Below are 22,666 nucleotides of genomic sequence, written 5' to 3'. Positions count from 1 at the left end.
GCGCCGCCTGTTCCACCAGCCCTCGATGTCTCCATGTCCCGATTGAATCCTCGTCAACAGGAAGCCGTAAATTACATCAGCGGGCCGCTCCTGGTGCTGGCCGGTGCCGGTTCCGGCAAGACCAGCGTGATCACCCGCAAGATCGCCTACCTGATCCAGCAGTGCGGTATCCGCGCCCAGTACATTTGTGCCGTGACCTTTACCAACAAGGCCGCGCGGGAGATGAAGGAGCGGGTCAGCAGCCTGTTGCGTGGAGGGGAAGGCAAGGGTCTGACCGTATCGACCTTCCACAACCTGGGCCTAAACATTATCCGCAAGGAATACGCCAAGCTGGGTTACAAGCCGGGCTTCTCCATCTTCGATGAGGGCGACATCAAGGCGCTGCTCACGGACATCATGCAGAAGGAGTATTCCGGAGACGACGGCGCCGATGAGATCAAGAACTACATCGGCAACTGGAAGAATGACCTCGTGCTGCCTGAGGCAGCGCTGGCTAAGGCCCGTACGCCCAAGGAGCAGACGGCCGCCGTGGTGTACCTGCATTATCAGCGCACGCTCAAGGCCTATAACGCCGTAGACTTTGACGACCTGATCCTGCTGCCGGTCAAGCTCTTCCAGGACAACCCCGACGTGCTGGAGAAGTGGCGCAACCGCATCCGTTACATGCTGGTGGACGAATACCAGGACACCAACGCGAGCCAGTACCTGCTGGTCAAACTTCTGGTGCAGGATCGCGCGCAGTTCACTGTAGTGGGCGACGATGACCAGTCCATTTATGCGTGGCGCGGGGCACGGCCGGAAAACCTCATGCAGCTCAAGGATGACTTTCCTTCGCTCAAGGTCGTGATGCTGGAGCAGAATTATCGCTCCACCAGCCGTATTCTCAAGTGCGCAAATATCCTGATCGCCAACAACCCGCACGTATTCGAAAAGCAGCTGTGGAGCGAGATGGGTCATGGCGATCCGATCCGTGTGATCCGCTGCCGCAACGAGGATGCCGAGGCCGAGCGCATCGCGCTGGAAATCCTTACCCTGCACCTGAAGACGCAACGACCATATTCGGACTTTGCCATCCTCTACCGAGGCAACCACCAAGCCAAGCTGATGGAGCTCAAGCTCCAGCACCATCAGATTCCGTATCGGCTGTCGGGCGGCACGAGCTTCTTCTCTCGTCAGGAGGTAAAGGACCTGATGTCCTATTTCCGCCTGTTGGTAAACCCGGATGATGACAACGCCTTTTTGCGTGTGATCAACGTACCGCGCCGCGAGATCGGCTCGACAACGCTTGAAAAGCTTGGCAACTACGCCACGCAGCGGCAGATCTCCATGTATGCCGCAGCCGACGAGATGGGGCTGTCCGAGCACTTGGATGCGCGCTACACCGAGCGCCTTGCCCGCTTCAAGCGCTTCATTGATGGCGTGCGCCAGCAGTGCGCTCAGAACGATCCGATCATGGCGTTGCGCAGCATGGTCATGGACATCGACTACGAGAATTGGATTCGCCAGAACGCCTCCAGCGACAAGGTGGCCGAATTCCGCATGGGCAACGTCTGGTTCCTGATCGACGCGCTGAAGAACACGCTCGAAAAGGACGAAGACGGCGACATGACCATTGAAGAGGCCATCGCCAAGCTCGTCCTGCGGGACATGCTTGAACGCCAGCAGGAAGAAGAGGAAGGCGCCGATGGTGTGCAGATGATGACGCTGCATGCTTCCAAGGGTCTAGAGTTTCCCTACGTGTTCATCATGGGCATGGAGGAGGAAATTCTTCCGCACCGCTCCAGCATCGAGACGGACAGCGTGGAAGAAGAACGCCGCCTGGCCTATGTAGGCATTACCCGCGCTCGCCAGACGCTGGCCTTTACCTTTGCCGCCAAGCGAAAGCAATACGGCGAAGTGATCGACTGCACGCCAAGTCGCTTCCTGGATGAGCTGCCACCGGAGGATCTGGAGTGGGAGGGTCAGGAGGATGCGCCGGTAGAGGTCAAGGCAGCACGGGGCAATGATGCGCTGGCCGCGATGCGGGCGATGCTCAAGCGGTAGATTTGCTTGTGGAACGATGAGAAAGGTTAAGCGCGATGGGTTGAGCGAAGCGATACCCATAAGGCGCCAAAGCAAACGCCCTGGCCTTTGGCCTTTCCATCGACTCACACACCTAAAGCGCGCCCCTTGACCTACCCCTTGCAGGGAACGTTCACCCCTATTTTCAGGCTTGCCGCTTTGTTCACACTTCAAGGCCAAAACGACCGGTAATCAGCCTGATGGAAAAAAGCCATGAGCAAATTGAGGGTTTCTGGGGTCAATTGAATATCGGTTTTGTATGACCGTTTATCTCTAACGGTCTTTTTCGATATTCAACAGAGAGGTCTAGATATGGCTACTGCAAATGCCAAGCAAGAACTGAAATCCGTTGAAACCATTAATGCCCGCGCGTCCACCGGTCAGGACGCCACCCTGTCCCAACAGGTTGAAATTGGCAAGGCGTTGAGCGTACTACTGTCTGACGTTTTCGCCCTGTATATCAAGACCAAGAATTACCACTGGCACATGCACGGCACCCACTTCCGCGACTATCACCTGTTGCTGGAAGAGCAGGCAACCCAGTTGTTCGCCATGACTGACCCCATGGCCGAGCGTGCACGCAAGATTGGTCAGCCAACCATTCGCTCTCTGGAGCAGATGGTGCAGCAAAAGCGTCTGGCCAGCAGCGAAGCTGAAGACCTGACCGCTGAGCAGATGCTGGAAGAGCTGCATGCCGATAACCAGGCGCTGGCTGCGTTCATGCGCACCACCCACACCCTGACCAGCGATGGTAACGACGTGGCGACCACCAGCCTGCTGGAAGAGTGGATCGACCAAGCTGAAGAGCGCGCTTGGTTCCTGGGCAAGACTGTCGGTAAGTAAGCATTATTGGCAGGCTTTGGCTCTCTTTTGTAGAGATGCTTGAACACTGCCGAATTCGATCAATCCGGAATCCTGCGGGGTTCCGGATTTTTTATGCCTGCTGTTTACATACAGCGTGGCAACTGTCATGAATCGTGCTGCTTCGGCACCTGCATAACATCTCCTGCACAACGGGTCGACCTGAGCGAAAATAACGGTTTGTTGTTTTCAGACACGGACGTGAATGTCGGCTGTTCAGTTCGCGTCTTTCCAGCCCTTATACAGATTGCACGTATGTACGATAACCAGCTCATCCTTGTTCCATCCATTTCCACTCTGCCAGGCCATGAGGCCAAGGCATTAAGCGCGCTGCGCTGGCTGATACGCAGGGACATCGTTCAGGAACAGGTAACGACCTGCGGCCGCGGCTCGCGGGGCATGGCCTATGGCATTGCCCCAGGTGCCGAACGGGTGGTCAGATACCCCGAACGTCTGCCGTTCGGTCATCCTGTCAACGGACTGGAAATCATCACTCGCCGCTGCATCTTTACGCCGGACAAGGGATTCAAGGAGGAGGCGGGCTGCCCGGAGTGCCGCCAGGAGATCGGTGAAGCGCTGTTCGATAGCCTGGAAGACTGGATGCCCGGCCATACCGATAATTTTCGCTGCCCCGAATGTGGACACGAAGATGACATCAACGGGTTCCTGTTCCTGCAGCCCTGTGGCTTTTCCAATCTGGGCTTTATTTTCAACGGCTGGGCAAAAGCCGTCTTTCAGCCCACCTTTCTTGAAGAGTTTGCCGAACGGCTTGGCTATGGCATTACACAGGTAACGGTTGAGCTCTGAACGAGGGCCCGGTAATAGAAGGCGAGGAACACAAAAATAATTAAACAGGCAGAGCGTTGATAAATAAGAGAATTGTGCCTACTGCCGCTGCTTGCCGGAAAATAAAGGTATACAACGGCTCAAAAGCGCGTATGGTGACGTCACTGCTCTGCAATTGTCACTTCGATACCCTGGCTTGATGTACTGCTTCACGTTTCATCTCCTTGGCTCGTTTTACTTTCGCATCTCAGTCTCGGCCTGAACGGTTCAGCGCCGCAGTCTTACTTTTACCTTGGAGATACATCATGTCTACTCGCCAAACGGGTACCGTCAAGTGGTTCAACGATGAGAAAGGTTTCGGCTTCATCACGCCTGAGAGCGGTCCTGACCTGTTCGTTCATTACCGTTCGATCGAAAGCGCCGGCTTCAAGAGCCTGAGCGAAGGTCAGCGCGTTTCTTTCGTGGCCGTCAAGGGCCAGAAAGGCATGCAGGCTGATCAGGTTCAAGTCGTCTAAGACGCCTGATCCAAAAAGCCCCGCCTAGCGGGGCTTTTTTATTGCCTGCGTTTTTTAAAGTCGGCTGTTCGCCGCTATCGCCTCAATGGCAAGCCCTTCGTCCTGTACTGCTGCTCTTTCAGAGTGGTGCCTGTTCGATCAAGCCCTGTCTTGACGCCAACATCATCCAACCTAATGGATCAGCATGTCCGGTTATCGAATCAAATATCAAACCGTCACCGTTGGTGATGTGGATTTTCACATCCAGTCCCTGAAAGACCATCAGCAATACTATGACCCCAATGGCGAAGCGGAGCTGCTGGGCATCTCGCCCGAAAGCTGGCCGCTGTTTGGTCAGGTCTGGCCTTCAAGCTATGTACTGGCTACGGCCATGCAGACCATTGATCTCAAGGGCAAACGTATCCTGGAGTTGGGTGCGGGTCTTGCCTTGGCCAGCCTTGTGGTGCATAGCCGGGGCGGCAACATGACGGTGAGTGACTACCACCCGTTGATCCCGACCTTTCTGAACGAGAATCTGCGGCTCAACAACCTGGGGCCGATCAAATACCAGGCGGCAGATTGGGGTAGAGCCGACCTGGACCTGGGCCAGTTCGATCTCATCATCGGCAGTGACCTGATCTACGAGCGCGACCAGCCTGCCATCCTGGCCGACTTCATTGACCGGCACTCGGCAGATGAAGTGGACATCATCATTGTCGACCCAGACCGCCGCCAGCGCTCCAGCTTCTGCCGTGAGATGGAGGAGCTGGAATACTCGTATCGGAGTACGCGAGCAGACTGCGTACTAAGTACCGGCGAAGCCTACAAAGGATCATTCCTGCATTTTCATCGGGACGAGGCCACACTGGGCCTCGCCGTCGTTTAGGTTTTCCTACAGCGGGCCGGGGTCCGGAATCGGGCCAGGAATCTTGGCTGGCTCTTCCAGGTTTTCGCGTGCTTCCTCAGGCAGGTCTTCCGGGCGGGTCTCGGGATCAAGCTCGCTTTCCAGCTCACTATCGGCTTCGTCAAGATCGTTCAAAGGCGCCTGATCAGCACAATAGAGGCCTATAACGGCCGGATCAGGCGTGAACGCTGAAGGACTTGGGTGCGTTAGCATCGGCATATCCTCATGGCTGGGCTCTTTTGTTTAGTCCAGCCACCCGAGAATAGGTTGCAACCGCTTACCGATGACGCATCCGTGCCGCTACGAGCAAGGAAACAAGACAGCCGCCAGCCAGATACGCCGCGACCAGATGCCAGGACCCGTTGTTGACACTCACCAGCGAGGCGGCAATGAACGGTGTAAAGCCGCCGCCAACCACGCTGGCAACCTGATAACCGACACCGGCCCCGCTGTAGCGATACTCGGTGCCAAAGGCTTCCGTGAACAGCGGCTGTTGCACGCTGACGATCATGTCATGGGCCATGTTGGCAAGCATGACGGCAAAGAACACGATCCAGCCAATCGAGCGCGCTTCCAGGGCCAGGAAGAAGGGCACAGCCGAGAGCACACCAATCGTGGCGCCGATCAGGTAGATACGGCGCAGCCCGTAGCGGTCCGCCAGCCAGGCAAAACAGGGAATGGTTACGCAGCTGATGGCACCCACCAGCAGGCCGATATTCAGGAACAGCTCGCGGGAAAGGCCCAGGTTGGCTGTCGAATAACTGAGCGCAAAGGTCGTCACGATGTACATGGTAAACAATTCAGCCATACGCAGCGCGATGATTAGGAGAAAAGCGCGTGGATGGCGACGTAGCGCTTCCACGATGGGTAGCTTGACGGCCTTGTGAGCCTGTCTGACCTCACGCACGAACTCGCGGGATTCTTCCATGCTGGAGCGCACCCATAATGCAATCAGCACAAGCACGATGCTAAACAGAAATGGCAGACGCCAGCCCCAGCTGTGAAAGGCTTCATCGCTCAAAAAACGATCAAGTAGCGATACGCTGCCCGTGGCCAGGATCAACCCTACGCCAAAGCCTACCTGCACGCCGCTACTGTAGAAGGCACGCCGGAGCGGCGGTGCACTCTCCACGGCCATCAGGGCCGCGCCGCCCCACTCGCCGCCTACGGCAAACCCCTGGATGGCACGCAAAATAACCAGCAGCACAGGTGCCCACCAGCCAATGCTCGCATAAGTCGGCAATAGGCCAATCAGGGCGGTCGAAATGCCCATGAGCATGACCGTCAGCACCAGCATGCGTTTGCGGCCAAGCTTGTCGCCGTAGTGCCCAAATACGAAACCGCCCAACGGACGGAACAGAAAGCCCACGCCAAAGGTGGCGAAGGCAGCCAATGTCCCCATGGCCGGGCTTACGTTGGGAAAGAACTCCTTGTTGAAAATCAGCGCCGCCACGATGCCGTAGAGCAGAAAGTCGTACCAGTCCACAACCGCCCCGACAAAGCTGCCAAGGGCGGCCTTACGGGCCTGTGAATCGGAGCGCCTCGGGGGCGATGCGTCGGTTGCATGGGTCATTGCGGTCATGGCTTGGGTACTGATAACAGGAGGCGAGCCGTCAGAACTGGCTCAAAAATCCGCCCGTCGGCATGTTCATACTGCAGGTACAGGAGGGAAAGCAGACGGGAAGGTGTGAAACAGGCGCAGGGGTGGCCGATTACTCGTACGTCATACAGGACGGAGCAAACAGGCAAGGCGCAGAGAGATACATGGGGACGTCCTTATAGTTTTAATGGGCTATACGAAGAGAAGGCTTCGCACCAGAGGACGGGATAGTGTGTTGCGAGGGGTTATGAGGTCAACTGTGGGGTCACGTACAGCTCATGAAGAACGTGACCGTTAGTCGATTGACAACCGTGGCAGGACGCCAGAGGGGCGGTAAATCATTCGTCCATTAACTTCTTGCGATCTTCCACCGGCAGGCTGCGAGTCTCGGGATCGAGATCCTCCAGTTCGCCGTCGGCTTCGTCCAGGTCATTAAGAGGAGCCTGATCCGCGCACCAGAGCTCATTGGCCGCAAGCAGGGTGCTGTAGTTGGCCAGGCGGCAGGTGTGTGCAGGAATACCGGTAATCATCTTGAGTCCCTCCCAGGAAATACCGATGAATGCTGTTTTAGCTTAGTCCGGTAATCGCAGCGGGAGGTTGCAACCGATCATCGGTTGGTGTGGCGAAGGGTGTCTTGCTGAAGAGGCGGATGGCTATCCGACTTTCATACACAGGATGGTTGAACGCAGCGGCTCTCATCACAGGCGCCTGATCTCGAAGACCAGGCACCTGACAACGGACAGCTTAGAAGCGGTCGCGAATGACCACTTCGTCATAGGGCAGCTTGCCAGTGCGCGCATGCGCCGGCTCGGCGGCCTTGCCGACGGAAATCATCAGGCTGACGACATGGTCGTCCGGCAGATTGATCAGCTGGCCAACGGCCTCGAAATCAAAGCCGACCATAGGGCAGCTGTCATAGCCCATGCCCTTGGCAGCCAGCATCAGCGTCTGGGCCACCAGGCCGGTGCTGCGCATGGCCTCGTCACGCTGGGTCTGTGGCTTGTCACGATAGTACGCATCGATGGCGGGCACCATGAAATCCTGCACGGCCTGGGGAGCCTCGCTCCAGATACGGGCGGCATTCTTTTCCCAGCTGGCAACATCGGCACACACGATGATGAGCAACGAGGAATCGGTAATCTGGGCCTGATCCCAACCTACCGCACGAATCTGCTGACGCAGCGCCGGATCTGTCACTGCCACCAGACGCACATGCTGCAGGTTGAACGACGTCGGCGCCAGCAGGGCATGGCTCAGCAGTTGGCGCTGCTCGTCATCGCTCATCTGGTGAGAAGCATCGTAATGACGGATAGCGCGACGTGCATTGATGGTTTCAAGGATATTCATACTGCGTTCCTTTAAATAAAAGTCAGGCCAGCACAAGCGTTTGGAGCCGCAACGGCCGTTTGGAAATCGTGGCGCAGAACGTAAAGGATAGCCGCGTATTTATCCAATCAAGCGTACTGATTCATTCCATCGATATCGCCAATACCGCTTCGCTAGCTGTTTTTGCTGAAACGATTGCGCAAAAAGGTGATCGAATCCCGTTTGATGACAATTTGTTTCTGAACCCTGTGGCGTCAGAGCAGTCTTTTAGCGGTTCGCCTACTCTGGCAGGCGCGTCTGGATACAATAAAAGCAGGCAGCATTACATGGAATCTCCCACGCTCACCCTCTCGGCCCCTGCCGCTCCGGCGCGTAAAGGCCTCGTCCTTCTCATCGCAATCATTGCCGCCCTGGGTGGCCTACTCTTCGGTTACGACACTGGCATTATTGGCGTCGCCCTGCTCGGCCTTGGCCGTGAGTTTGCGCTGAATGACACCCTCAAGCAGCTCGTCACGGGCGCCATCATCTTTGGTGCGCTGTTTGGCTGCCTGGGCACCGGCCCGATCTCCGATCGACTCGGCCGACGCCGAACCATCATCCTGGTGGGCATAGTATTTGCGCTCGGGTCGATTCTATCGGCCGTCTCGCCCAACGTGACACTGCTGATCCTGTCGCGCTTTCTGCTTGGCCTGAGTGCCGGCAGCTCGACGCAGATCATTCCGGTCTACATTGCCGAAGTGGCCCCGCCACAGCATCGCGGAAAGCTGGTGGTACTGTTCCAGTTCATGGTGGTCAGCGGCATTACCGTCGCCTATTTCACCGGCTTTGCGCTGGACGAGCACTGGCGCTGGATGTTTGCGCTGGGCGTGGTTCCGGCCGTGATCCTGCTCGCCGGTATGTCGGTACTGCCTGAAAGTCCACGTTGGCTCCTGTCCCGTGGACGCGAGCAGGACGCACTGGCGGTTCTGGAGCGCGTCCGTGGTGATGAGGCGGCTGCCCGCCGGGAGCTGACCGAAATCAAGACGGTGAGCGATGCACCGGAAGGCACCTGGCGGGACCTGCTCCAGCCCTGGGTTCGCCCTGCGTTGCTCGTGGGTGCCTGCATCTCTATGTTCTCGCAGATCACCGGCAACAACGCCCTTGTCTATTACGCACCGACTATTCTGACTCAGGCGGGCTTTTCCGATCAGACGGCGGTTCTGGCCACTGGCTGCAGCACCATCCTGGTGGTGATCATGACCGTGATCGGCAGCCTCCTGGTGGACCGCATCGGCCGCCGTCGCTACCTGCTGATCCTGATCCCCGGCTCGATCATTGCGCTGGCCATCATGGGCTACCTGTTCCAGGGTGCAGGCCCCACCACTGACGTGCAGCGCTGGCTGGTCGTGGGTTGTCTGGCGGCCTACCTGATGTTCAACTGCGGCGGCTTCGGTGTGTGCATCTGGCTGATCAACTCGGAAGTCTACCCACTGTTCGTGCGCGGCAAGGGCGCCAGCGTTGGGGCCTTCAGCCACTGGTTCTTCGATCTGGTCGTCACGCTGACTACGCTGAGCCTAGTAACGTGGCTGGGCGCTGCCCATACGTTCTGGGTTTATGCCGGAATCTCGTTGCTGGCTCTGGTCTTCATCTGGCGCTTCGTGCCTGAAACCCGTGGCAAGAGCCTGGAGAAGATCGAACACGAGCTGCGTGAGCACCGCTTCTACCCCTACCAGCAGCGCCACGACCACTGACGCTGCACAACATGGCCCAACCGCATGAGGTTGGGCCGTCTCCCCTACGCCCTGCCAGTCTCGCGCTGACGGGACTGCACGACCCACATGATCACCATCGCCAGTAGCGGCACCAGCGTCACCACGGCAGCAAAGAATTCCCCTGTCTGCCGTAGCCCGAATGCCTCCGCCGATACCCCTACGCCAATCACCGGCACCGACATCGCCACGTAATAGGTCACAAAGAGCGTTGAGGTTACAGTTGCCTTGTGTTCACGTGGGCTGGCACCTGTCACGGCGTTCATACCGGCTCGAAACACGATGCCCTGGCCCGCTCCTGCGATTACCGTTCCCAAGAGCAGAAACCCGACCTGTGCAGTGGCAATGCTGACACCAATAGTGGCCGTGCCCAGTGATAGGGCAATGCAGCCAATCGTCATGTGTAAGTGTGCAGGCAGCTTTTTCAGCAATGCCTGCCCGATGATGGATGAGACAAACAGCAGGCAGATAACCGCGCCAATGGTAACGCCATGGGTATGCCCCATGACTTGGCCCATAATGGCCGGCACAACCGCTGTAAACAGCCCCGCCACGCTAAAACCCGCCATCCCCGAGAGGGCAGCTGGGATAAACAGGGCTCGCACCTCCCGCGGCAGATGAGGCTTCTGTATTCGCAACCTCGGCTTAGCCGGGCGCTGGACCGTCTCGTGTGCCAACAGCACACCCACTGCTGCAACAACCAATAAGATCAGGTACAGGCTGAACACCAGATGCGTCGGATAGGGCAGATACGTCGATAGGAGGCCTGCCACCAGAGGGCCCAACCCCAGCCCGAGCATGTTGGAAGCCGTAGCCACCAGAGTCGAGACATTGCGCCACGGCTCAGACGCCAGCTCCAACACCGCCACGGAGGCCGTACCGGTATAAATCCCGGCGGAAAAGCCGGAGAACAACCGTGCCAGCATTAATCCGCTAATGCTGTGGCTGAAAAGAAACATCACCGTACTGATGGCAGACAACGCGATACCGGCCAACAGCATCGGTCGCCGTCCCAGCTGATCGGACCAGCTTCCAGCCACCAGCAGCGCCGCAATCACACCGGCCGCATAGATCGAAAAGATCAGCGTCACCCATGTTTCACCAAAGCCCATCTCCCGTTGATAAAACACATACAGCGGCGTGGGCAGTGTGGTACCCATCATCGTGATCAGAAAGGCACAGGCCACCCAAATAAAGGCGCGACGGGGATGTGAAGCACTCGCAGGCATGCTTGCTCCTAGGCGTATTGATCATTATTTGAACAACCCGACCGGAGGTGGTCGGGAAAGCGGTAGACCGAACGCGATGGCGAAGCGTTCGGTATGAAGGACAGCCCAGAGAGGGTTTAGCCTGGCGGAATGCCTAGCTCGACGGGTGTCTTGTGAGAATGAAATGATGGGTATCGCTCTGCTCAACCCATCCTACGAAGCGTTTTGTGACGAGGCCGGTGAGTGGCACATACAGAGGATAGGCGAAGCGATATCCCTCTCGCATATGCCAACCTGACTAGCCACATCGGCCACAACCGCGCCCTATTCCTCCGCGCTGAAATACCGCTCGATAGTGGCCATGTCCGCCCCGGTTGCGAGAGCCAGCGACAGGAGAATGCGTGACTTCTGAGGATTGAAAAAGCCGCTGCCAATGCCCTCTTCCTTCCTGCTGACGAATCCAGATCCGGTACGGGTGGAGCGGATCACGGGAATGCCCTGCTCCATGAGCCGTTTGACCGTCTCCTTGGTACGCGTCGGGATGGAGCCGTTACCCGTACCGGCAATCACAATGCCCTTTGCACCATCCTTGAGCGCGGCGTCAATGAGTGCACTGTCCTGGTCCTGATAGCTGTACAGAATCACCACCTTGGGCAGGCTTTCCTGCTTGGAGACATCGAAATGCCTCTTGCCTGTCGGTGTGGCAGGAGAATAGTAGAACCGGGGCGTAACGCCGACAAAACCGCCCAGGTAGCCCTGCTCGGCCGCGCGGAAGGTGTCGGTCGTGGTGGAGTTGGTCTTAGTGGTATAGAAGGCCGAGCCGATGCGGTCGTTCAGAACGACCAGGGTGCCACGGCCGCTGGCCTTGTCATTGGCTGCCAGACTGACCGCTTCGAGCAAGTTCATGGGCCCGTCGGCCCCTACAGCTGTGGCAGGGCGCATCGCTCCCACCACTACCACAGGCTTTTCGCTTTTGACGGTCAGGTCGAGGAAGAAAGCCGTTTCTTCCAGCGTATCGGTACCATGGGTTACGACCACGCCATGTACTGCCGGGTCTTCCAGTTTTTGGCTGATCGTTTTTGACAGCTTCAGCAGTGTCTTCTGGTCCATGTCTTGGCTGGGCATGTTGGCGAGTTGCTCGCCTGTTACCGTAGCCACCTGATTCAGCTCCGGCACAGCCTTGATCAGGGCTTCGATACCCAGCTTACCGGCGTCGTAGTCAGTGGTATCGGTGCTGGAGGCCGAGCTGCCGGCAATGGTGCCGCCAGTGGCGTAAATGACGACGCCGGGCTTGGCGTCTGCGGCAAACAGGGAGGCTGTAGAGAGCACAAGGGCGACGCTCACGAATGCAGGGGCAAAACGAACAGGCATGCAATGTCCTTACTGTGAAACGGAAAACGTGGCTGTGACCACGCCTTTGCTCACGCAAGGACTGTGCCCTGCTAATCAGGCGATGAGTATCGTTCTGCTCTACCCATCTTGCCAAGGGTGAGTACATGGATAGATCGGGGCGCTGCATTCGCTACACGCCCCGGTCTATTGGCAGCGCCGAAACGGCAGTCCTACTTGTCCTTGTTCTTGCGTCCGGGCAGCACTGAATTGAGTACCTGCTTGGCCGTTTCCTTGATGATGCCGCCTTCATTCGGGTCGCCATGCAGAAGCGATGAGGCAAAGCTCTTGGCCTGCTCGATAGTGAAATGCGGCGGCAGCGGTGGTACATCCGGGTCGGTCTTGAAGGTGATAACGACTGGACGCTCGGAGGCGAGTGCCTCTTCCCAGGCGGAAGCTACTCGGTCGGCGCTGTCGACATAGATACCCTTGAGACCGATGGACTCGGCGAACTGGTGATAGGGCACATCCGGAATGTTTTGCGAGGCTTCGAACTTAGGATCGCCGTTCATGACTCGCTGCTCCCAGGTCACCTGGTTCAGGTCTTCATTGTTGAAAACGGCGCAGATCCACTTGCCGTTGCCCCACTCGCGCCAGTATTTCGCTACCGTAATCAGCTCGGCCATATTGTTCATCTGCATCGCACCGTCACCCACCAGGGCCACCACCGGGCGGTCCGGGTGGGCAAACTTGGCGGCGATGGCGTATGGCACTGCCGCGCCCATGGAGGCAAGGCCACCGGACAACGAGCACATCATGCCGCGGCGCATCTGGACATCGCGGGCAAACCAGTTGGCGCAGGAGCCCGAATCACTCGTCACGATCGCGCGATCCGGCAGGCGTGGCGACAGCTCGTAGGCCACCCGCTGTGGATTGATCGGTTTGGCATCGGTAAGCGCACGGGCCTTGAGCGTCTCGTCCGAGTCCTTGCGCCAGTTTTCGATGGACGAGCGCCAGGCGCGATCTGTCTTCTCGCGCAGCAGCGGCAACAGGGCACGCAGGGTCTCGGCCGAGTCACCTTCGAGGTTCACCTCCATGGGATAGCGCAGGCTGAGCATGTCGGCCTTTAGGTCGATTTGCACGCCGCGGGCCTTGCCTTCTTCAGGCAGGAATTCGGAATAAGGAAAACCGGAACCGATCATTAGAAGCGTGTCGCATTCGCTCATCAGTTTGTAGCTCGCCTCGGTGCCAAGCAGGCCGATGGAGCCGGTCACCCAAGGCAGCGCATCGGGAAGCGCGGCTTTGCCCAACAGTGCCTTGGCTACGCCGGCACCCAGTTTTTCGGCTACCGCAATCACCTCGTCCGTTGCGCCCAGCGCGCCGGCGCCCACCAGGATGGCAACCTTCTCGCCCGCATTGAGGACGTCGGCGGCGCGTTGCAGATCCGCCTCGTAGGGTACGACCTTGGGCTTGCTGTAGCCCACACCGGAGTGGATGGTGCCGTGCTTGTGGGGCGGATCGGAGTACTCAAGCTCCTGAATGTCATTGGGCAGGATGATGGCCGTGACACGCCGCTCACCTACCGCCGTACGAATCGCACGGTCCACCAGATGACGGACCTGGGACGGCGCCGAAGCCTGTTGTACGAACGCACCCGCTACGTCCTTGAACATGGAGACCAGATCCAGCTCCTGCTGGTAATGGCCGCCCAAGGCAGTGCGGGCCTGCTGTCCGCAGATGGCCAGCACCGGTACGTGGTCCATGCGGGCATCGTAAAGGCCGGTCAGCAAATGCGAGGCGCCAGGGCCTGAGGTAGAGATGCAGACACCCAGTTCACCGGTGAATTTCGCATCGGCTGCCGCCATGAAGGCGGCCATTTCCTCATGGCGGGCCTGGATGAACTTGATCTTCTCGTTCGAACGGTTCAGTGCGCCAAAGACACCATTGATCCCGTCACCCGGGTAGCCATAGATGCGGCGTACGCCCCACTGGTACAAGCGTTCGACTATGAAATCACCGACGGTCATCGCCATGAGAACCTCCCTAGATCGGCTGTAAGCGGAATGGGTGCTTACTGACCTAGACAGGCTCACTCGGCGAGAAGTCCTCAGTATCTGAAAATAGATGGCCGACTCGACCGTGAGCCTCTGCGTCTGCAGGAGACTTATGCCTCCCGCACAGGCATTTAGAAGGGCTTCAGGCGACGCAGCTTGGCCAACGCCATTAGTCCGGCACCCGCAGCCACAAGGGCCACCATGCTGACGATATCCGAATCCACCGAAACGGCCTTGTTGCTGGCCTTTTGATTGAAGCGCCCGTGGGTGCGGTGCAACCCTTCGACCGGCTCGAACAGGTAATCCGCCCGCTCGGGGTTTTCCGGCTCGTTGGTCATCTGCCCGCTGTAGGCCTGTTTAGCCATGACCGTATCCAGAAGCCCTGGCGCCACCATATTGCCCAGGATGGCCTGGATCGTGGTCTTGCCCAGCCAGATCTCGCGGGGCGCACGCATGGCGGCATCAAAGATGGCCCGTGCTGCGACTTCGGGCTGATAGATGGGAGGCAGGGGCTGGCCGCGCTTGCCCAACTTGTTGCGGGCCCAGTCGAATTGCGGCGTGTTGAGGGCTGGCAGGTGAACCATGGTAAGCCGGACACGACTCTTGTCATGGATCAGCTCACTGCGCAGGGAATCAGTAAATCCACGAATGGCCGCCTTGGCACCGCAATAGGCCGATTGCAAAGGGATCGACCGGTACGCCACCGCCGAGCCGACCTGCACGATAGTGCCACGGTCCCGCACCTTCATGCGCTTGAGGGCAGCCATGGTGCCGTACGTGCAGCCCAGGTAGGTCACATCTGTCACGCGGCGGTATTCCTCCGGCATCATCGAGCCAAAAGCCCCAAGAACCGTGGTCATGGCCGCATTGACCCAGACGTTGATCGGTCCGAGTTCTGTTTCCACACGCTCCGCGGCCTGCTCGACCTGGGCGGCATCAGCCACATCAGCCTTGCAGCCCAACGCCTTGGCACCCAAGGCCTCCAGCTCGGCAACCGTCTCGGTCAGCCCCTGCTCGCCCCGGGCGATGACTGCGACCTTGTAACCCGCTTGAGCAAAATAGTGAGCGGTTGCGCGACCGATACCGGCCGTGCCGCCCGTGATGACGACTACAGGTGATTCATGCGCCATGTTGATGCCCCGACATTGTTGGAGGTGTCTTCAACGGACTGCCCTGTCAGGAAGCCGGTTCACTCCGCTGCGATGACGCCCATCGGGTTTACGGCTCTGAACCGGGCAGACGGGATGCCAGTCTTATGGTCAGGCGTATCGCTTTACAGGAGGCGCAACACCATGATCGAGGTACTCGATGCCCATCAGTGGCGGGCTTATCAAGGTGAAGACTTCCCGCTTGGCAGCTGGAAAGACGACAACGGAATCCTGCGTGCCGATCCTGCTGCCGCGCGAGTCGATCTGATCTCACGGCAATCGTATCGAAACTTTTCCCTGACGTTTGAATTCAGCCTGGCGGCGGGTGGAAATGCCGGGGTGCTGTACCGGGTTGCCGAATCCTGGCCCGAATCCTGGCAGGGCGGCCCAGAGATGCAGCTCCTGGACAATGCCAGCCACCCGGACGGGCAGAATCCGCTCACCACCCATGGCGCGCTTTATCAGCTATTGGCACCTACCGAGCCCACTCCGATTCAGCCCGGCGAATTCATGAGCGGCCAACTCATCGTTCGCGAAAACCACGTTGAACACTGGCTCGCTGGACGATGTGTATTACGCTACGACCTGTACGATACTGCCCTGCGTGAGGCCATCAGCCAGAGTAAGTTCAAACACAATCCTGATTTTGGTCTCACAGAGGGACATATCATCCTTCAGCACCATGGCGATGAAGTGTGTTTTCGTTGCCTGCAAGTCGAAGCCTTGCTCTGATCACTGCTGTAGACGCCATGCCTTAAGCAGTACGCCGTCCTTGCCTGTGACCGGATCGGCCTCTGGCATGGGCACGTGAGCAATACGAGTAACCGAGGCATCATGAGTGGCGGCATTGGCACGCTGGATATCATAGTCCTCCTGCCCGCGCGGATAGGCCCCAACGACCACGAAGTCATCGCTTTCCTCGATGCGGCAGTGCCCGGTTCCGGCGGGCAACACCAGCACATCCCCTGCCTCCACCGTCAGCTCCTGGCCGGACTCGCCTCCCAGAATGATCCGCGCGTGTCCGGATGCCACACCTAGCACCTCGTGAGCAGTCGAGTGGTAATGGTGATAGTCGAAGATGCCTGCCCGCCATTGCGGTGGCCAGCCGTTCGCAGCGAACAGCTTTTCGAAGGCCGCGGCGTTGTCCTTACCCTCAAGCGGTACGGCACGATAGACCAGCACTGGAAACGTGCTGTTGGGAATACGTCCATCATCCTTGAAGAACAACCGATCCGGCTCGCCCGCCTGGGCGGGCATACTCAGCGCCGACACCGCGGGCGCAAGACTCAAGGCAAACAGCACCGCATTGTAGGTAGAGCGTGTGGAACCCATAGCTATTCCCCCGATAGGTATAACAGATTCGAAGGGCTATCCGGGTGGGAAGTTTCACAGGCCGTGCAGCCAGTTCCTCAGCAGCTCGGTAGTCCGCTCCGGCCATTCTAGGGGCGGTAAATGACCGCACTCGGGCAGTATCTCCAGGCATGAGCCCGGGATGCTGGCGTGCATTTTCTGCGCCTCATCGACGGGAGTGAGCTTGTCGTTTTCACCCACGATAATCAGCGTCGGCACAGTAATGCTCGCCAGGGTCGGAATCGAATCCGGACGATCGATAATGGCCTGCTGCTGGCGTAGAAACGCATCGCGCCCTACCCGCTTGCCCATGGCGATCACCTCATCGGCAACCGGCGTACCGATCCGGCTTGGATGGATCAGATTTGGCAACAACTGAGGGCTGATTCCCAAGAAGCGTCCACGCTCGGCCAGGGCCTTCATGCCGACCCGCTGGCGGGTACGCTCAGGGGCATCGAGGCTGGCCATGGTGTCGACAAGCGCCAGCCGCATGACCCGCTCCGGCGCCTGTCGCATGATCTCGAACGCCACGTATCCCCCCATGGACAACCCCGCCAGCGCAAACCGGGCCGGTGCCTCGGCCAGTACCCGTCTCGCCATGCCTTGAATGCTTCCGTCACGGGTCAGGTCGGCAATGTGCGTATCGGCCACGTCGGCCAGCGCTTCGGCTTGCAAACGCCACAAGGCGGCATCGCACAGAAGTCCGGGAAGAAACACCAGCGGGACGTGGGCCTCAGGTCTGGAGGATGCAGCAGAAGTGATCATCAGAGGGTTATTCAGCAGCAAAAGCTGCGTTCTATACGGCCTTCGTCAGCGATGCAAGTACTGACCCCTTATGGCGGCGCAAAACAGGATGGATCACACCTGCATCAAGCTGCCCTGCACCACAGAGTGATGCCCATAGGCTGCCGGACCGCGTAAGCCGTTGATTCAGGCACACCCTATCGACTCTCACCCCGCTGGAGGGGCGCGACTAGCCTGGCAACGAGCCCTCAAGCCTCATGACAGGGCAGCCGTGGCACAGTTGCGTCTGTTCTGGGCAGACGCAGTGATCTCATCACGGGCACGTCATCATTTGACGTTGAAGCCGGCCTGGGCCAGCCAGGCTCTTACTTCCGCATAGGGATAAGCCTCCAGCGCAGCAAAACCAGGCAAGCTTCTGGCTTTGAGTCGAGTGAAGGCGGGTGTGTTGAGGCCACATAGGAACCGTGTCATGGACTCAACACTGGGTACGCCTCCGCGGGAGACCATATAGTGCTCCCGAAAGGCGCCACATAGCGTTTCAGGGTTCTGCCTATCCAAAGGCGGTAAGGCGGCCGGGGCTGGAAGGACTGCCACCGTGCCGCGGCAGACGGAACAATGCCCGCATTGCTCAGGCGCCTGCGTATCACCAAACCACTCAGCCAGACGGTGGCTCAGACAACGGTCACTGGCGAATAGATCAAGCATGGCGTGGGTTCGCGCAACCTCGGCCTGCTCTTTTTCCTGGAAGTACCGATGCAACGTAGTGCCTAGTGTCTCGACGTCGATTGCAGCCTGTAAGCGACGATACACCTCGGTCATCTGCTTACTTTCCAGTTCAATCCAGCCTTGCTCGTGAAGCCACTCCAGCGCAGTGATTACCCGGCTACGTTCAGCGCGATACTCACGGTGCAACTGATCAAAATTGACCGTGCACCAGGTACGCGCCCGAACAGAGGTTTCGACAATAGCCTCAACAAATTGCCGACGCTCACCTTCAAATCGTTCAATCAAGACTTCAGGTTCACGAAGGTATTTGAAACGATAATCAGCGAAATAACTGTATTGCGGCGCAATCAGGCCCTGAAGCTCCAGTTGTACGAGCAAGGTCTTGAGCGGCAACAGGCGAATGTCACTTTGATCGGACAGGCTGTTGAGCTGCAACACCCATTCGCCTTTCGGCGCCGCCTGCAGGTCCTCAAGAACGCTGCGGATACCACTCAGCTCCGGTGTGTCACCATAAACAAAATTTTCCAGCACATTCAAGGCATCGCGGTTAGCCAGTACAAGGCACTCGGAGCGCTCACCGTCACGTCCGGCGCGGCCGATTTCCTGGCTATAGCTCTCGATTGATTTGGGCAGGTCGTAATGCACTACGTAACGGATATCGCGCTTGTCGATTCCCATGCCAAAGGCAATGGTGGCCACAATGCAGGTCAGTGTGCCGGCCATGAACTGCTGCTGAATGCTGTCGCGCCGGTCATGAGGCAGGCCAGCGTGGTAAGCCCCGGCACGAATCCCGGCACGTACCAACTCATCCGCCAGCTGCTCGGCTGTTTTCTGCTGCGTGACATAAACAATGCCGGGCTGACTGGCCCGCGGCGCAATCCAATCCAGCAAATAACGTCGTTTGTCCTCCCCGCTGACAGGTTCGACCTGCAGGTCCAGATTGGAGCGATAGAAGCCGGTCGTCACCACATCGTCATGAGCGATTCCAAAGCGGGCCTGCATGTCTGCAATAACCCGAGGCGTTGCCGTCGCAGTTAGCAGCAAGACCTGAGGGATCCTGAAATCACGTTGATAATCAGGGAGCTTAAGGTAGTCAGGACGAAAATTATGGCCCCACTCGGATAGGCAGTGGGCTTCGTCGATTACCAACAGAGAGATAGGTACCTGGGCGATAAACTGGCGAAAGCGCTCATTCTTAAGCCGCTCTACCGAGATCATCAGAATCTTCAATTCACCGGAGCGGGCTCTGGCCATAGTGGCTTGGATATCTTCACGGCGCTGCGCCGAATCGATACTGGCAGCAGCGACCCCGCGGGCCTTCAGAAACGCAAGTTGGTCCTGCATCAGGGCCAGCAGAGGCGAAATGACCAGGGTGAGGTGTGGCAGAAGCAAGGCGGGCAATTGATAGCACAGCGACTTACCCGAGCCGGTTGGAAAGATAGCAGCAGCCGAACGGCCAGCCATGACGGTACGAACTACCTGACCCTGACCAGGGCGAAAAGAGGTATAGCCGAACACATCGGCCAGAGTTTGCTCAATCACAGCGCTTCCAAGAAATTGGTGTAATCGCTAAAGAGTGAGGAAGCCGGTGCTGTCATGCAAGAAGTCTTTAGGCCATCGAAGGGGTACGCGCCTTTTCGATAAAGCGGTTGTATCACGCTGGCTTTCAACATGGGCGGTGTGCTGTAAACAATCCATGCACAGAGTCAATTCAGAGGTGATCTGCAGGCGTAATAACGCCAAAAAACGATGAGATGAAACAAAATTACTGCTGTTTTTTATTAGTGGTATGTCGATACGTCTTAATATCCGGCAAAATTGTCTTTTCCCCTTAAACGATTTCGATCAGCAGCGCCTCTTACCAAGGCGTTGACAGTATTTTTTTACCGTCTCTGATCGCCTTTGAAGGACACCTGTGTGGACACCCTTAAAAGCAAGATCCAGGCTGAAGGCCAAGTTCTTTCCGACCAAGTACTGAAAGTCGATGCCTTTCTAAACCATCAGATCGATCCGAGCCTGATGGGTGAAATTGGCGACGAGTTTGCCCGCCGGTTCGCCGGTGCAGGCGTGACCAAGATCGTTACGATCGAGGCCTCCGGCATCGCGCCCGCCATCATGACTGGTCTGAAGATGGGTGTGCCGGTGATTTTCGCTCGCAAGCATCAGTCCCTGACGCTTACCGACAACCTGCTGACCTCCACGGTCTACTCGTTCACCAAGCGTGTCGAGAGCACCATCGCGATCTCCATGACGCATCTGTCCAGCGACGACCACGTCCTGATCATTGATGACTTCCTGGCCAACGGTAAGGCGGCCCAGGCATTGATCTCCATTATCCAGCAGGCTGGCGCCAGCATCGCCGGACTGGGCATCGTGATCGAGAAGTCCTTCCAGGTCGGCCGTCAGGAGCTTGAGAAACAAGGATATCGTGTCGAGTCCCTGGCTCGGGTGAAGTCGCTGGAAGGCGGACAGGTCACGTTCGTCGAGTAATTCTGGCCTCGACAGCAACGTGCGAAGCCGTTAGCACGAAAACAGCCGTCTTTTGCCATAAACGGTTGCGATCCTTCACGATTGATCGACAGTCGGTTCCTGGAACAAGGAACCTCGCTGAATGCCTGACCTTCTACTGATGTGAATGCCCGACACAGTCAGCGGCTGTGCTCGGTTTCTTTTCCTCACAGAAAGGAGGACACATGAACGTCAGGCTTAAACCGCTCAACGAGCAAGTGATCGTTATTACCGGTGCCTCCAGTGGTATCGGTCTTGCGACGGCCCGAATGGCTGCGCAGCAGGGTGCCCGTCTGGTTCTGACGGCACGCAATGAAGAAGCACTACAGGAGATCGAGCGCAGCCTTGGAGGCAGCGATACGGTAGTGACGGTTGTTGCCGATGTTGGCCAGCGTGACGAGCTGCAGAAGGTGGCCGATAAGGCACTGGAGCGCTTTGGTGGCTTCGATACGTGGATCAATAACGCGGCGACCTCCGTCTGGGGCACGGTTGAGGAGGTCAGCGACGAGGACTGCCGCCAACTGTTCGAGACCAATTTCTGGGGTACCGTATATGGCTCAAAAATCGCGGCGGCCCACCTGCGTGAGCGTGGCGGTTCGATCATTAACATCGGTAGCCTCGAGTCCGCCGCACCGCTTCCCTACCACTCCATGTACAGCGCCAGCAAACACGCTATCAAGGCGATGACGGATGTATTGCGGGTCGAACTGCGCAAGGAGAAGGCACCTGTATCGGTGACGCTGGTCCGTCCAGCCTCCATCGACACGCTGTTCAATGACCACGCCAAGAATTACTTGTCCAGTGCGCCTGTGCTTCCTCCACCCATCTATACCCCGGAAACCGTCGCCAGAGCCATCCTGAAGGCAGCCGTCCACCCGCAACGCGATGTGTTTGTCGGCAGCCCCGCCAAGACCATGACCAAGATCGCTCAAAACTTCCCGCAGCTGTATGACCTCATCAGCGAGAAGCTCCTGGCTAATGTCATTCCCAGCGGACGCCCCGACAATAACCGTGAGGGCGAGATGTATTCGGCTGATTACACCCCAGGCAATTACGGTCAGGCCAGCGGCCGCAATCCCGGTCCCAAGATGCAGCACAGCCTGTACACCCAGGCCTCCCAGCATCCAATTGCCAGCACAGCCCTGGCTGTCCTGGGCGGTCTCGTCATTGGTGCGTTAGTAAAAGGACGCCGACACTGACGCTGCCTACCCTGCCTGCCGCTTAACACCGCGCAGGCAGGGCTTGCACCGCGCGATAAAAGCGACGGATCGCCGTATGTGATCGATTAATCGGCGAGCAAACGCTCGTCAGGCCCGGTATGATCCGCGCCCCGCTTCTCCTGCTGATTGATCCATGAAAAAACCGCAACTGGTCGCCGCGGCCGAACTCGACCGTCTTGATACCTGGGCCAAATACTATAAAGGGCTGTGCCGTGATTGCATGGCTACCTGCTGCACGCTTCCCGTAGAGGTCCGCATCAAGGACCTGATCCGCATCGGTGTAGTGGATGAGTTCGAAGCGGGCGAGCCGCCCAAGAATGTCGCCAAGCGCCTCATGAAGGAAGGCATTGTCGAGCGCTTCAACCAGAAAAGCGGCATCTTTACCCTGACCCGCCTGGCCAATAACGACTGCCTCTATCTGGATCGCAAAAGCCGCCTGTGCACCATCTACGATAAGCGCCCCGATACGTGCCGCAACCACCCGCAGATTGGGCCGCGTCCGGGCTATTGCGCCTACAAGCCCAAGGGCTAAGGCTTCAGCACACCATTTTTCGATATCAGAAAGCAAAAAACCCAGCGGTTAGGCTGGGTTTTTTGTG

The 22,666-nt window shown here is 58.0% G+C and carries 21 protein-coding genes; 10 read left to right on the top strand and 11 right to left on the bottom strand.

Annotated features, from left to right (window positions below; genetic code table 11):
* Nucleotides 1–33: 33 nt before the first annotated feature.
* The 5 genes from rep to AC4LF3_RS00665 all read left to right on the top strand — a co-directional run bounded on the left by rep (nucleotide 34) and on the right by AC4LF3_RS00665 (nucleotide 5,088).
* The gene (gene rep, locus AC4LF3_RS00685) at nucleotides 34–2,043 is read left to right on the top strand and encodes a DNA helicase Rep (protein WP_491834609.1); all 2,010 of its coding nucleotides are present in this window, start codon (nucleotides 34–36) and stop codon (nucleotides 2,041–2,043) included.
* Nucleotides 2,044–2,373: 330 nt separating this feature from the next.
* Entirely contained in the window at nucleotides 2,374–2,904 is a 531-nt protein-coding gene (locus tag AC4LF3_RS00680; protein WP_312196299.1) for a Dps family protein, read from the top strand.
* 273 nt (nucleotides 2,905–3,177) lie between these two features.
* Nucleotides 3,178–3,729 (top strand): sugar ABC transporter ATPase, encoded by a 552-nt coding sequence (locus tag AC4LF3_RS00675; protein ID WP_312271251.1) that lies wholly within the window; start codon nucleotides 3,178–3,180, stop codon nucleotides 3,727–3,729.
* Nucleotides 3,730–4,013: 284 nt separating this feature from the next.
* The gene (locus AC4LF3_RS00670) at nucleotides 4,014–4,223 is read left to right on the top strand and encodes a cold-shock protein (RefSeq protein ID WP_010796478.1); all 210 of its coding nucleotides are present in this window, start codon (nucleotides 4,014–4,016) and stop codon (nucleotides 4,221–4,223) included.
* A 184-nt stretch (nucleotides 4,224–4,407) separates the two neighbouring features.
* On the top strand, nucleotides 4,408–5,088 hold the full coding sequence (locus tag AC4LF3_RS00665) for a class I SAM-dependent methyltransferase (protein WP_150348312.1): 681 nt from the start codon (nucleotides 4,408–4,410) through the stop codon (nucleotides 5,086–5,088).
* A 6-nt stretch (nucleotides 5,089–5,094) separates the two neighbouring features.
* Here AC4LF3_RS00665 and AC4LF3_RS00660 read toward each other — a convergent pair whose 3' ends face one another.
* The 4 genes from AC4LF3_RS00660 to AC4LF3_RS00645 form a co-directional block, all read right to left on the bottom strand.
* Nucleotides 5,095–5,319 carry a hypothetical protein gene (locus AC4LF3_RS00660; RefSeq protein WP_010796476.1) on the bottom strand — a complete coding sequence of 75 codons (225 nt, stop codon included), beginning with the start codon at nucleotides 5,317–5,319 and terminating at the stop codon, nucleotides 5,095–5,097.
* 64 nt (nucleotides 5,320–5,383) lie between these two features.
* A complete protein-coding gene (shiA, locus tag AC4LF3_RS00655) occupies nucleotides 5,384–6,688 on the bottom strand; it encodes a shikimate transporter (RefSeq protein ID WP_491834608.1) in 1,305 nt (434 codons plus the stop codon).
* Nucleotides 6,689–7,044: 356 nt separating this feature from the next.
* Nucleotides 7,045–7,236 carry a hypothetical protein gene (locus AC4LF3_RS00650; protein ID WP_010796474.1) on the bottom strand — a complete coding sequence of 64 codons (192 nt, stop codon included), beginning with the start codon at nucleotides 7,234–7,236 and terminating at the stop codon, nucleotides 7,045–7,047.
* Between the two features lie 214 nt (nucleotides 7,237–7,450).
* Entirely contained in the window at nucleotides 7,451–8,053 is a 603-nt protein-coding gene (locus AC4LF3_RS00645) for a nitroreductase family protein (RefSeq protein ID WP_239383217.1), read from the bottom strand.
* A gap of 305 nt (nucleotides 8,054–8,358) precedes the next feature.
* Between AC4LF3_RS00645 and AC4LF3_RS00640 the strand changes: the two genes are divergently transcribed.
* On the top strand, nucleotides 8,359–9,762 hold the full coding sequence (locus AC4LF3_RS00640; RefSeq protein WP_122044686.1) for a sugar porter family MFS transporter: 1,404 nt from the start codon (nucleotides 8,359–8,361) through the stop codon (nucleotides 9,760–9,762).
* Nucleotides 9,763–9,806: 44 nt separating this feature from the next.
* On the opposite strand, the gene AC4LF3_RS00635 is transcribed toward AC4LF3_RS00640, so the two are convergent.
* The 4 genes from AC4LF3_RS00635 to AC4LF3_RS00620 all read right to left on the bottom strand — a co-directional run bounded on the left by AC4LF3_RS00635 (nucleotide 9,807) and on the right by AC4LF3_RS00620 (nucleotide 15,501).
* Nucleotides 9,807–11,009 carry an MFS transporter gene (locus tag AC4LF3_RS00635; RefSeq protein ID WP_491834607.1) on the bottom strand — a complete coding sequence of 401 codons (1,203 nt, stop codon included), beginning with the start codon at nucleotides 11,007–11,009 and terminating at the stop codon, nucleotides 9,807–9,809.
* A gap of 303 nt (nucleotides 11,010–11,312) precedes the next feature.
* Complete coding sequence (locus AC4LF3_RS00630) at nucleotides 11,313–12,359, bottom strand: type II asparaginase (protein WP_491834606.1); 1,047 nt, start codon at nucleotides 12,357–12,359, stop codon at nucleotides 11,313–11,315.
* A 191-nt stretch (nucleotides 12,360–12,550) separates the two neighbouring features.
* On the bottom strand, nucleotides 12,551–14,350 hold the full coding sequence (locus AC4LF3_RS00625; RefSeq protein WP_491834605.1) for a thiamine pyrophosphate-requiring protein: 1,800 nt from the start codon (nucleotides 14,348–14,350) through the stop codon (nucleotides 12,551–12,553).
* A gap of 152 nt (nucleotides 14,351–14,502) precedes the next feature.
* The gene (locus AC4LF3_RS00620) at nucleotides 14,503–15,501 is read right to left on the bottom strand and encodes an SDR family oxidoreductase (protein WP_491834604.1); all 999 of its coding nucleotides are present in this window, start codon (nucleotides 15,499–15,501) and stop codon (nucleotides 14,503–14,505) included.
* On the opposite strand from AC4LF3_RS00620, the gene AC4LF3_RS00615 reads away from it, so the two are divergent.
* On the top strand, nucleotides 15,493–16,251 hold the full coding sequence (locus AC4LF3_RS00615; protein WP_491834603.1) for a 3-keto-disaccharide hydrolase: 759 nt from the start codon (nucleotides 15,493–15,495) through the stop codon (nucleotides 16,249–16,251). The genes AC4LF3_RS00620 and AC4LF3_RS00615 overlap by 9 nt on opposite strands.
* Here the strand turns inward: AC4LF3_RS00615 and AC4LF3_RS00610 are convergent, their stop codons facing one another.
* The 3 genes from AC4LF3_RS00610 to AC4LF3_RS00600 all read right to left on the bottom strand — a co-directional run bounded on the left by AC4LF3_RS00610 (nucleotide 16,252) and on the right by AC4LF3_RS00600 (nucleotide 19,878).
* A complete protein-coding gene (locus tag AC4LF3_RS00610; protein WP_491836228.1) occupies nucleotides 16,252–16,776 on the bottom strand; it encodes a cupin domain-containing protein in 525 nt (174 codons plus the stop codon).
* Between the two features lie 129 nt (nucleotides 16,777–16,905).
* A complete protein-coding gene (locus AC4LF3_RS00605) occupies nucleotides 16,906–17,634 on the bottom strand; it encodes an alpha/beta fold hydrolase (protein ID WP_434140276.1) in 729 nt (242 codons plus the stop codon).
* A gap of 306 nt (nucleotides 17,635–17,940) precedes the next feature.
* On the bottom strand, nucleotides 17,941–19,878 hold the full coding sequence (locus AC4LF3_RS00600; protein WP_491836227.1) for a RecQ family ATP-dependent DNA helicase: 1,938 nt from the start codon (nucleotides 19,876–19,878) through the stop codon (nucleotides 17,941–17,943).
* A gap of 378 nt (nucleotides 19,879–20,256) precedes the next feature.
* Between AC4LF3_RS00600 and xpt the strand changes: the two genes are divergently transcribed.
* The 3 genes from xpt (at nucleotide 20,257) to AC4LF3_RS00585 (ending at nucleotide 22,599) form a co-directional block, all read left to right on the top strand.
* Complete coding sequence (gene xpt, locus AC4LF3_RS00595) at nucleotides 20,257–20,829, top strand: xanthine phosphoribosyltransferase (RefSeq protein ID WP_074821173.1); 573 nt, start codon at nucleotides 20,257–20,259, stop codon at nucleotides 20,827–20,829.
* Nucleotides 20,830–21,032: 203 nt separating this feature from the next.
* The gene (locus AC4LF3_RS00590; RefSeq protein WP_491834602.1) at nucleotides 21,033–22,046 is read left to right on the top strand and encodes an SDR family oxidoreductase; all 1,014 of its coding nucleotides are present in this window, start codon (nucleotides 21,033–21,035) and stop codon (nucleotides 22,044–22,046) included.
* 154 nt (nucleotides 22,047–22,200) lie between these two features.
* Entirely contained in the window at nucleotides 22,201–22,599 is a 399-nt protein-coding gene (locus tag AC4LF3_RS00585) for a YkgJ family cysteine cluster protein (RefSeq protein ID WP_010796460.1), read from the top strand.
* Nucleotides 22,600–22,666 lie beyond the last annotated feature (67 nt).

The sequence above is a fragment of the Pseudomonas sp. C2.3V genome (genome assembly GCF_058536325.1).
This window is presented reverse-complemented; position numbering and strand designations above follow the sequence as displayed.

Excerpts from the sequence above, each read along its gene's own strand:
- AC4LF3_RS00625 (WP_491834605.1), bottom strand. The coding sequence starts at position 14,350 with ATGGCGATGACCGTCGGTGATTTCATAGTCGAACGCTTGTACCAGTGG.
- AC4LF3_RS00620 (WP_491834604.1), bottom strand. The coding sequence starts at position 15,501 with ATGGCGCATGAATCACCTGTAGTCGTCATCACGGGCGGCACGGCCGGT.
- AC4LF3_RS00675 (WP_312271251.1), top strand. The coding sequence starts at position 3,178 with ATGTACGATAACCAGCTCATCCTTGTTCCATCCATTTCCACTCTGCCA.
- AC4LF3_RS00665 (WP_150348312.1), top strand. The coding sequence starts at position 4,408 with ATGTCCGGTTATCGAATCAAATATCAAACCGTCACCGTTGGTGATGTG.
- AC4LF3_RS00610 (WP_491836228.1), bottom strand. The coding sequence starts at position 16,776 with ATGCCCGCCCAGGCGGGCGAGCCGGATCGGTTGTTCTTCAAGGATGAT.
- AC4LF3_RS00630 (WP_491834606.1), bottom strand. The coding sequence starts at position 12,359 with ATGCCTGTTCGTTTTGCCCCTGCATTCGTGAGCGTCGCCCTTGTGCTC.
- AC4LF3_RS00605 (WP_434140276.1), bottom strand. The coding sequence starts at position 17,634 with ATGATCACTTCTGCTGCATCCTCCAGACCTGAGGCCCACGTCCCGCTG.
- AC4LF3_RS00670 (WP_010796478.1), top strand. The coding sequence starts at position 4,014 with ATGTCTACTCGCCAAACGGGTACCGTCAAGTGGTTCAACGATGAGAAA.
- shiA (WP_491834608.1), bottom strand. The coding sequence starts at position 6,688 with ATGACCGCAATGACCCATGCAACCGACGCATCGCCCCCGAGGCGCTCC.
- AC4LF3_RS00615 (WP_491834603.1), top strand. The coding sequence starts at position 15,493 with ATGCGCCATGTTGATGCCCCGACATTGTTGGAGGTGTCTTCAACGGAC.
- AC4LF3_RS00585 (WP_010796460.1), top strand. The coding sequence starts at position 22,201 with ATGAAAAAACCGCAACTGGTCGCCGCGGCCGAACTCGACCGTCTTGAT.
- rep (WP_491834609.1), top strand. The coding sequence starts at position 34 with ATGTCCCGATTGAATCCTCGTCAACAGGAAGCCGTAAATTACATCAGC.
- AC4LF3_RS00650 (WP_010796474.1), bottom strand. The coding sequence starts at position 7,236 with ATGATTACCGGTATTCCTGCACACACCTGCCGCCTGGCCAACTACAGC.
- AC4LF3_RS00590 (WP_491834602.1), top strand. The coding sequence starts at position 21,033 with ATGAACGTCAGGCTTAAACCGCTCAACGAGCAAGTGATCGTTATTACC.
- AC4LF3_RS00635 (WP_491834607.1), bottom strand. The coding sequence starts at position 11,009 with ATGCCTGCGAGTGCTTCACATCCCCGTCGCGCCTTTATTTGGGTGGCC.
- AC4LF3_RS00660 (WP_010796476.1), bottom strand. The coding sequence starts at position 5,319 with ATGCTAACGCACCCAAGTCCTTCAGCGTTCACGCCTGATCCGGCCGTT.
- AC4LF3_RS00640 (WP_122044686.1), top strand. The coding sequence starts at position 8,359 with ATGGAATCTCCCACGCTCACCCTCTCGGCCCCTGCCGCTCCGGCGCGT.
- AC4LF3_RS00680 (WP_312196299.1), top strand. The coding sequence starts at position 2,374 with ATGGCTACTGCAAATGCCAAGCAAGAACTGAAATCCGTTGAAACCATT.
- AC4LF3_RS00645 (WP_239383217.1), bottom strand. The coding sequence starts at position 8,053 with ATGAATATCCTTGAAACCATCAATGCACGTCGCGCTATCCGTCATTAC.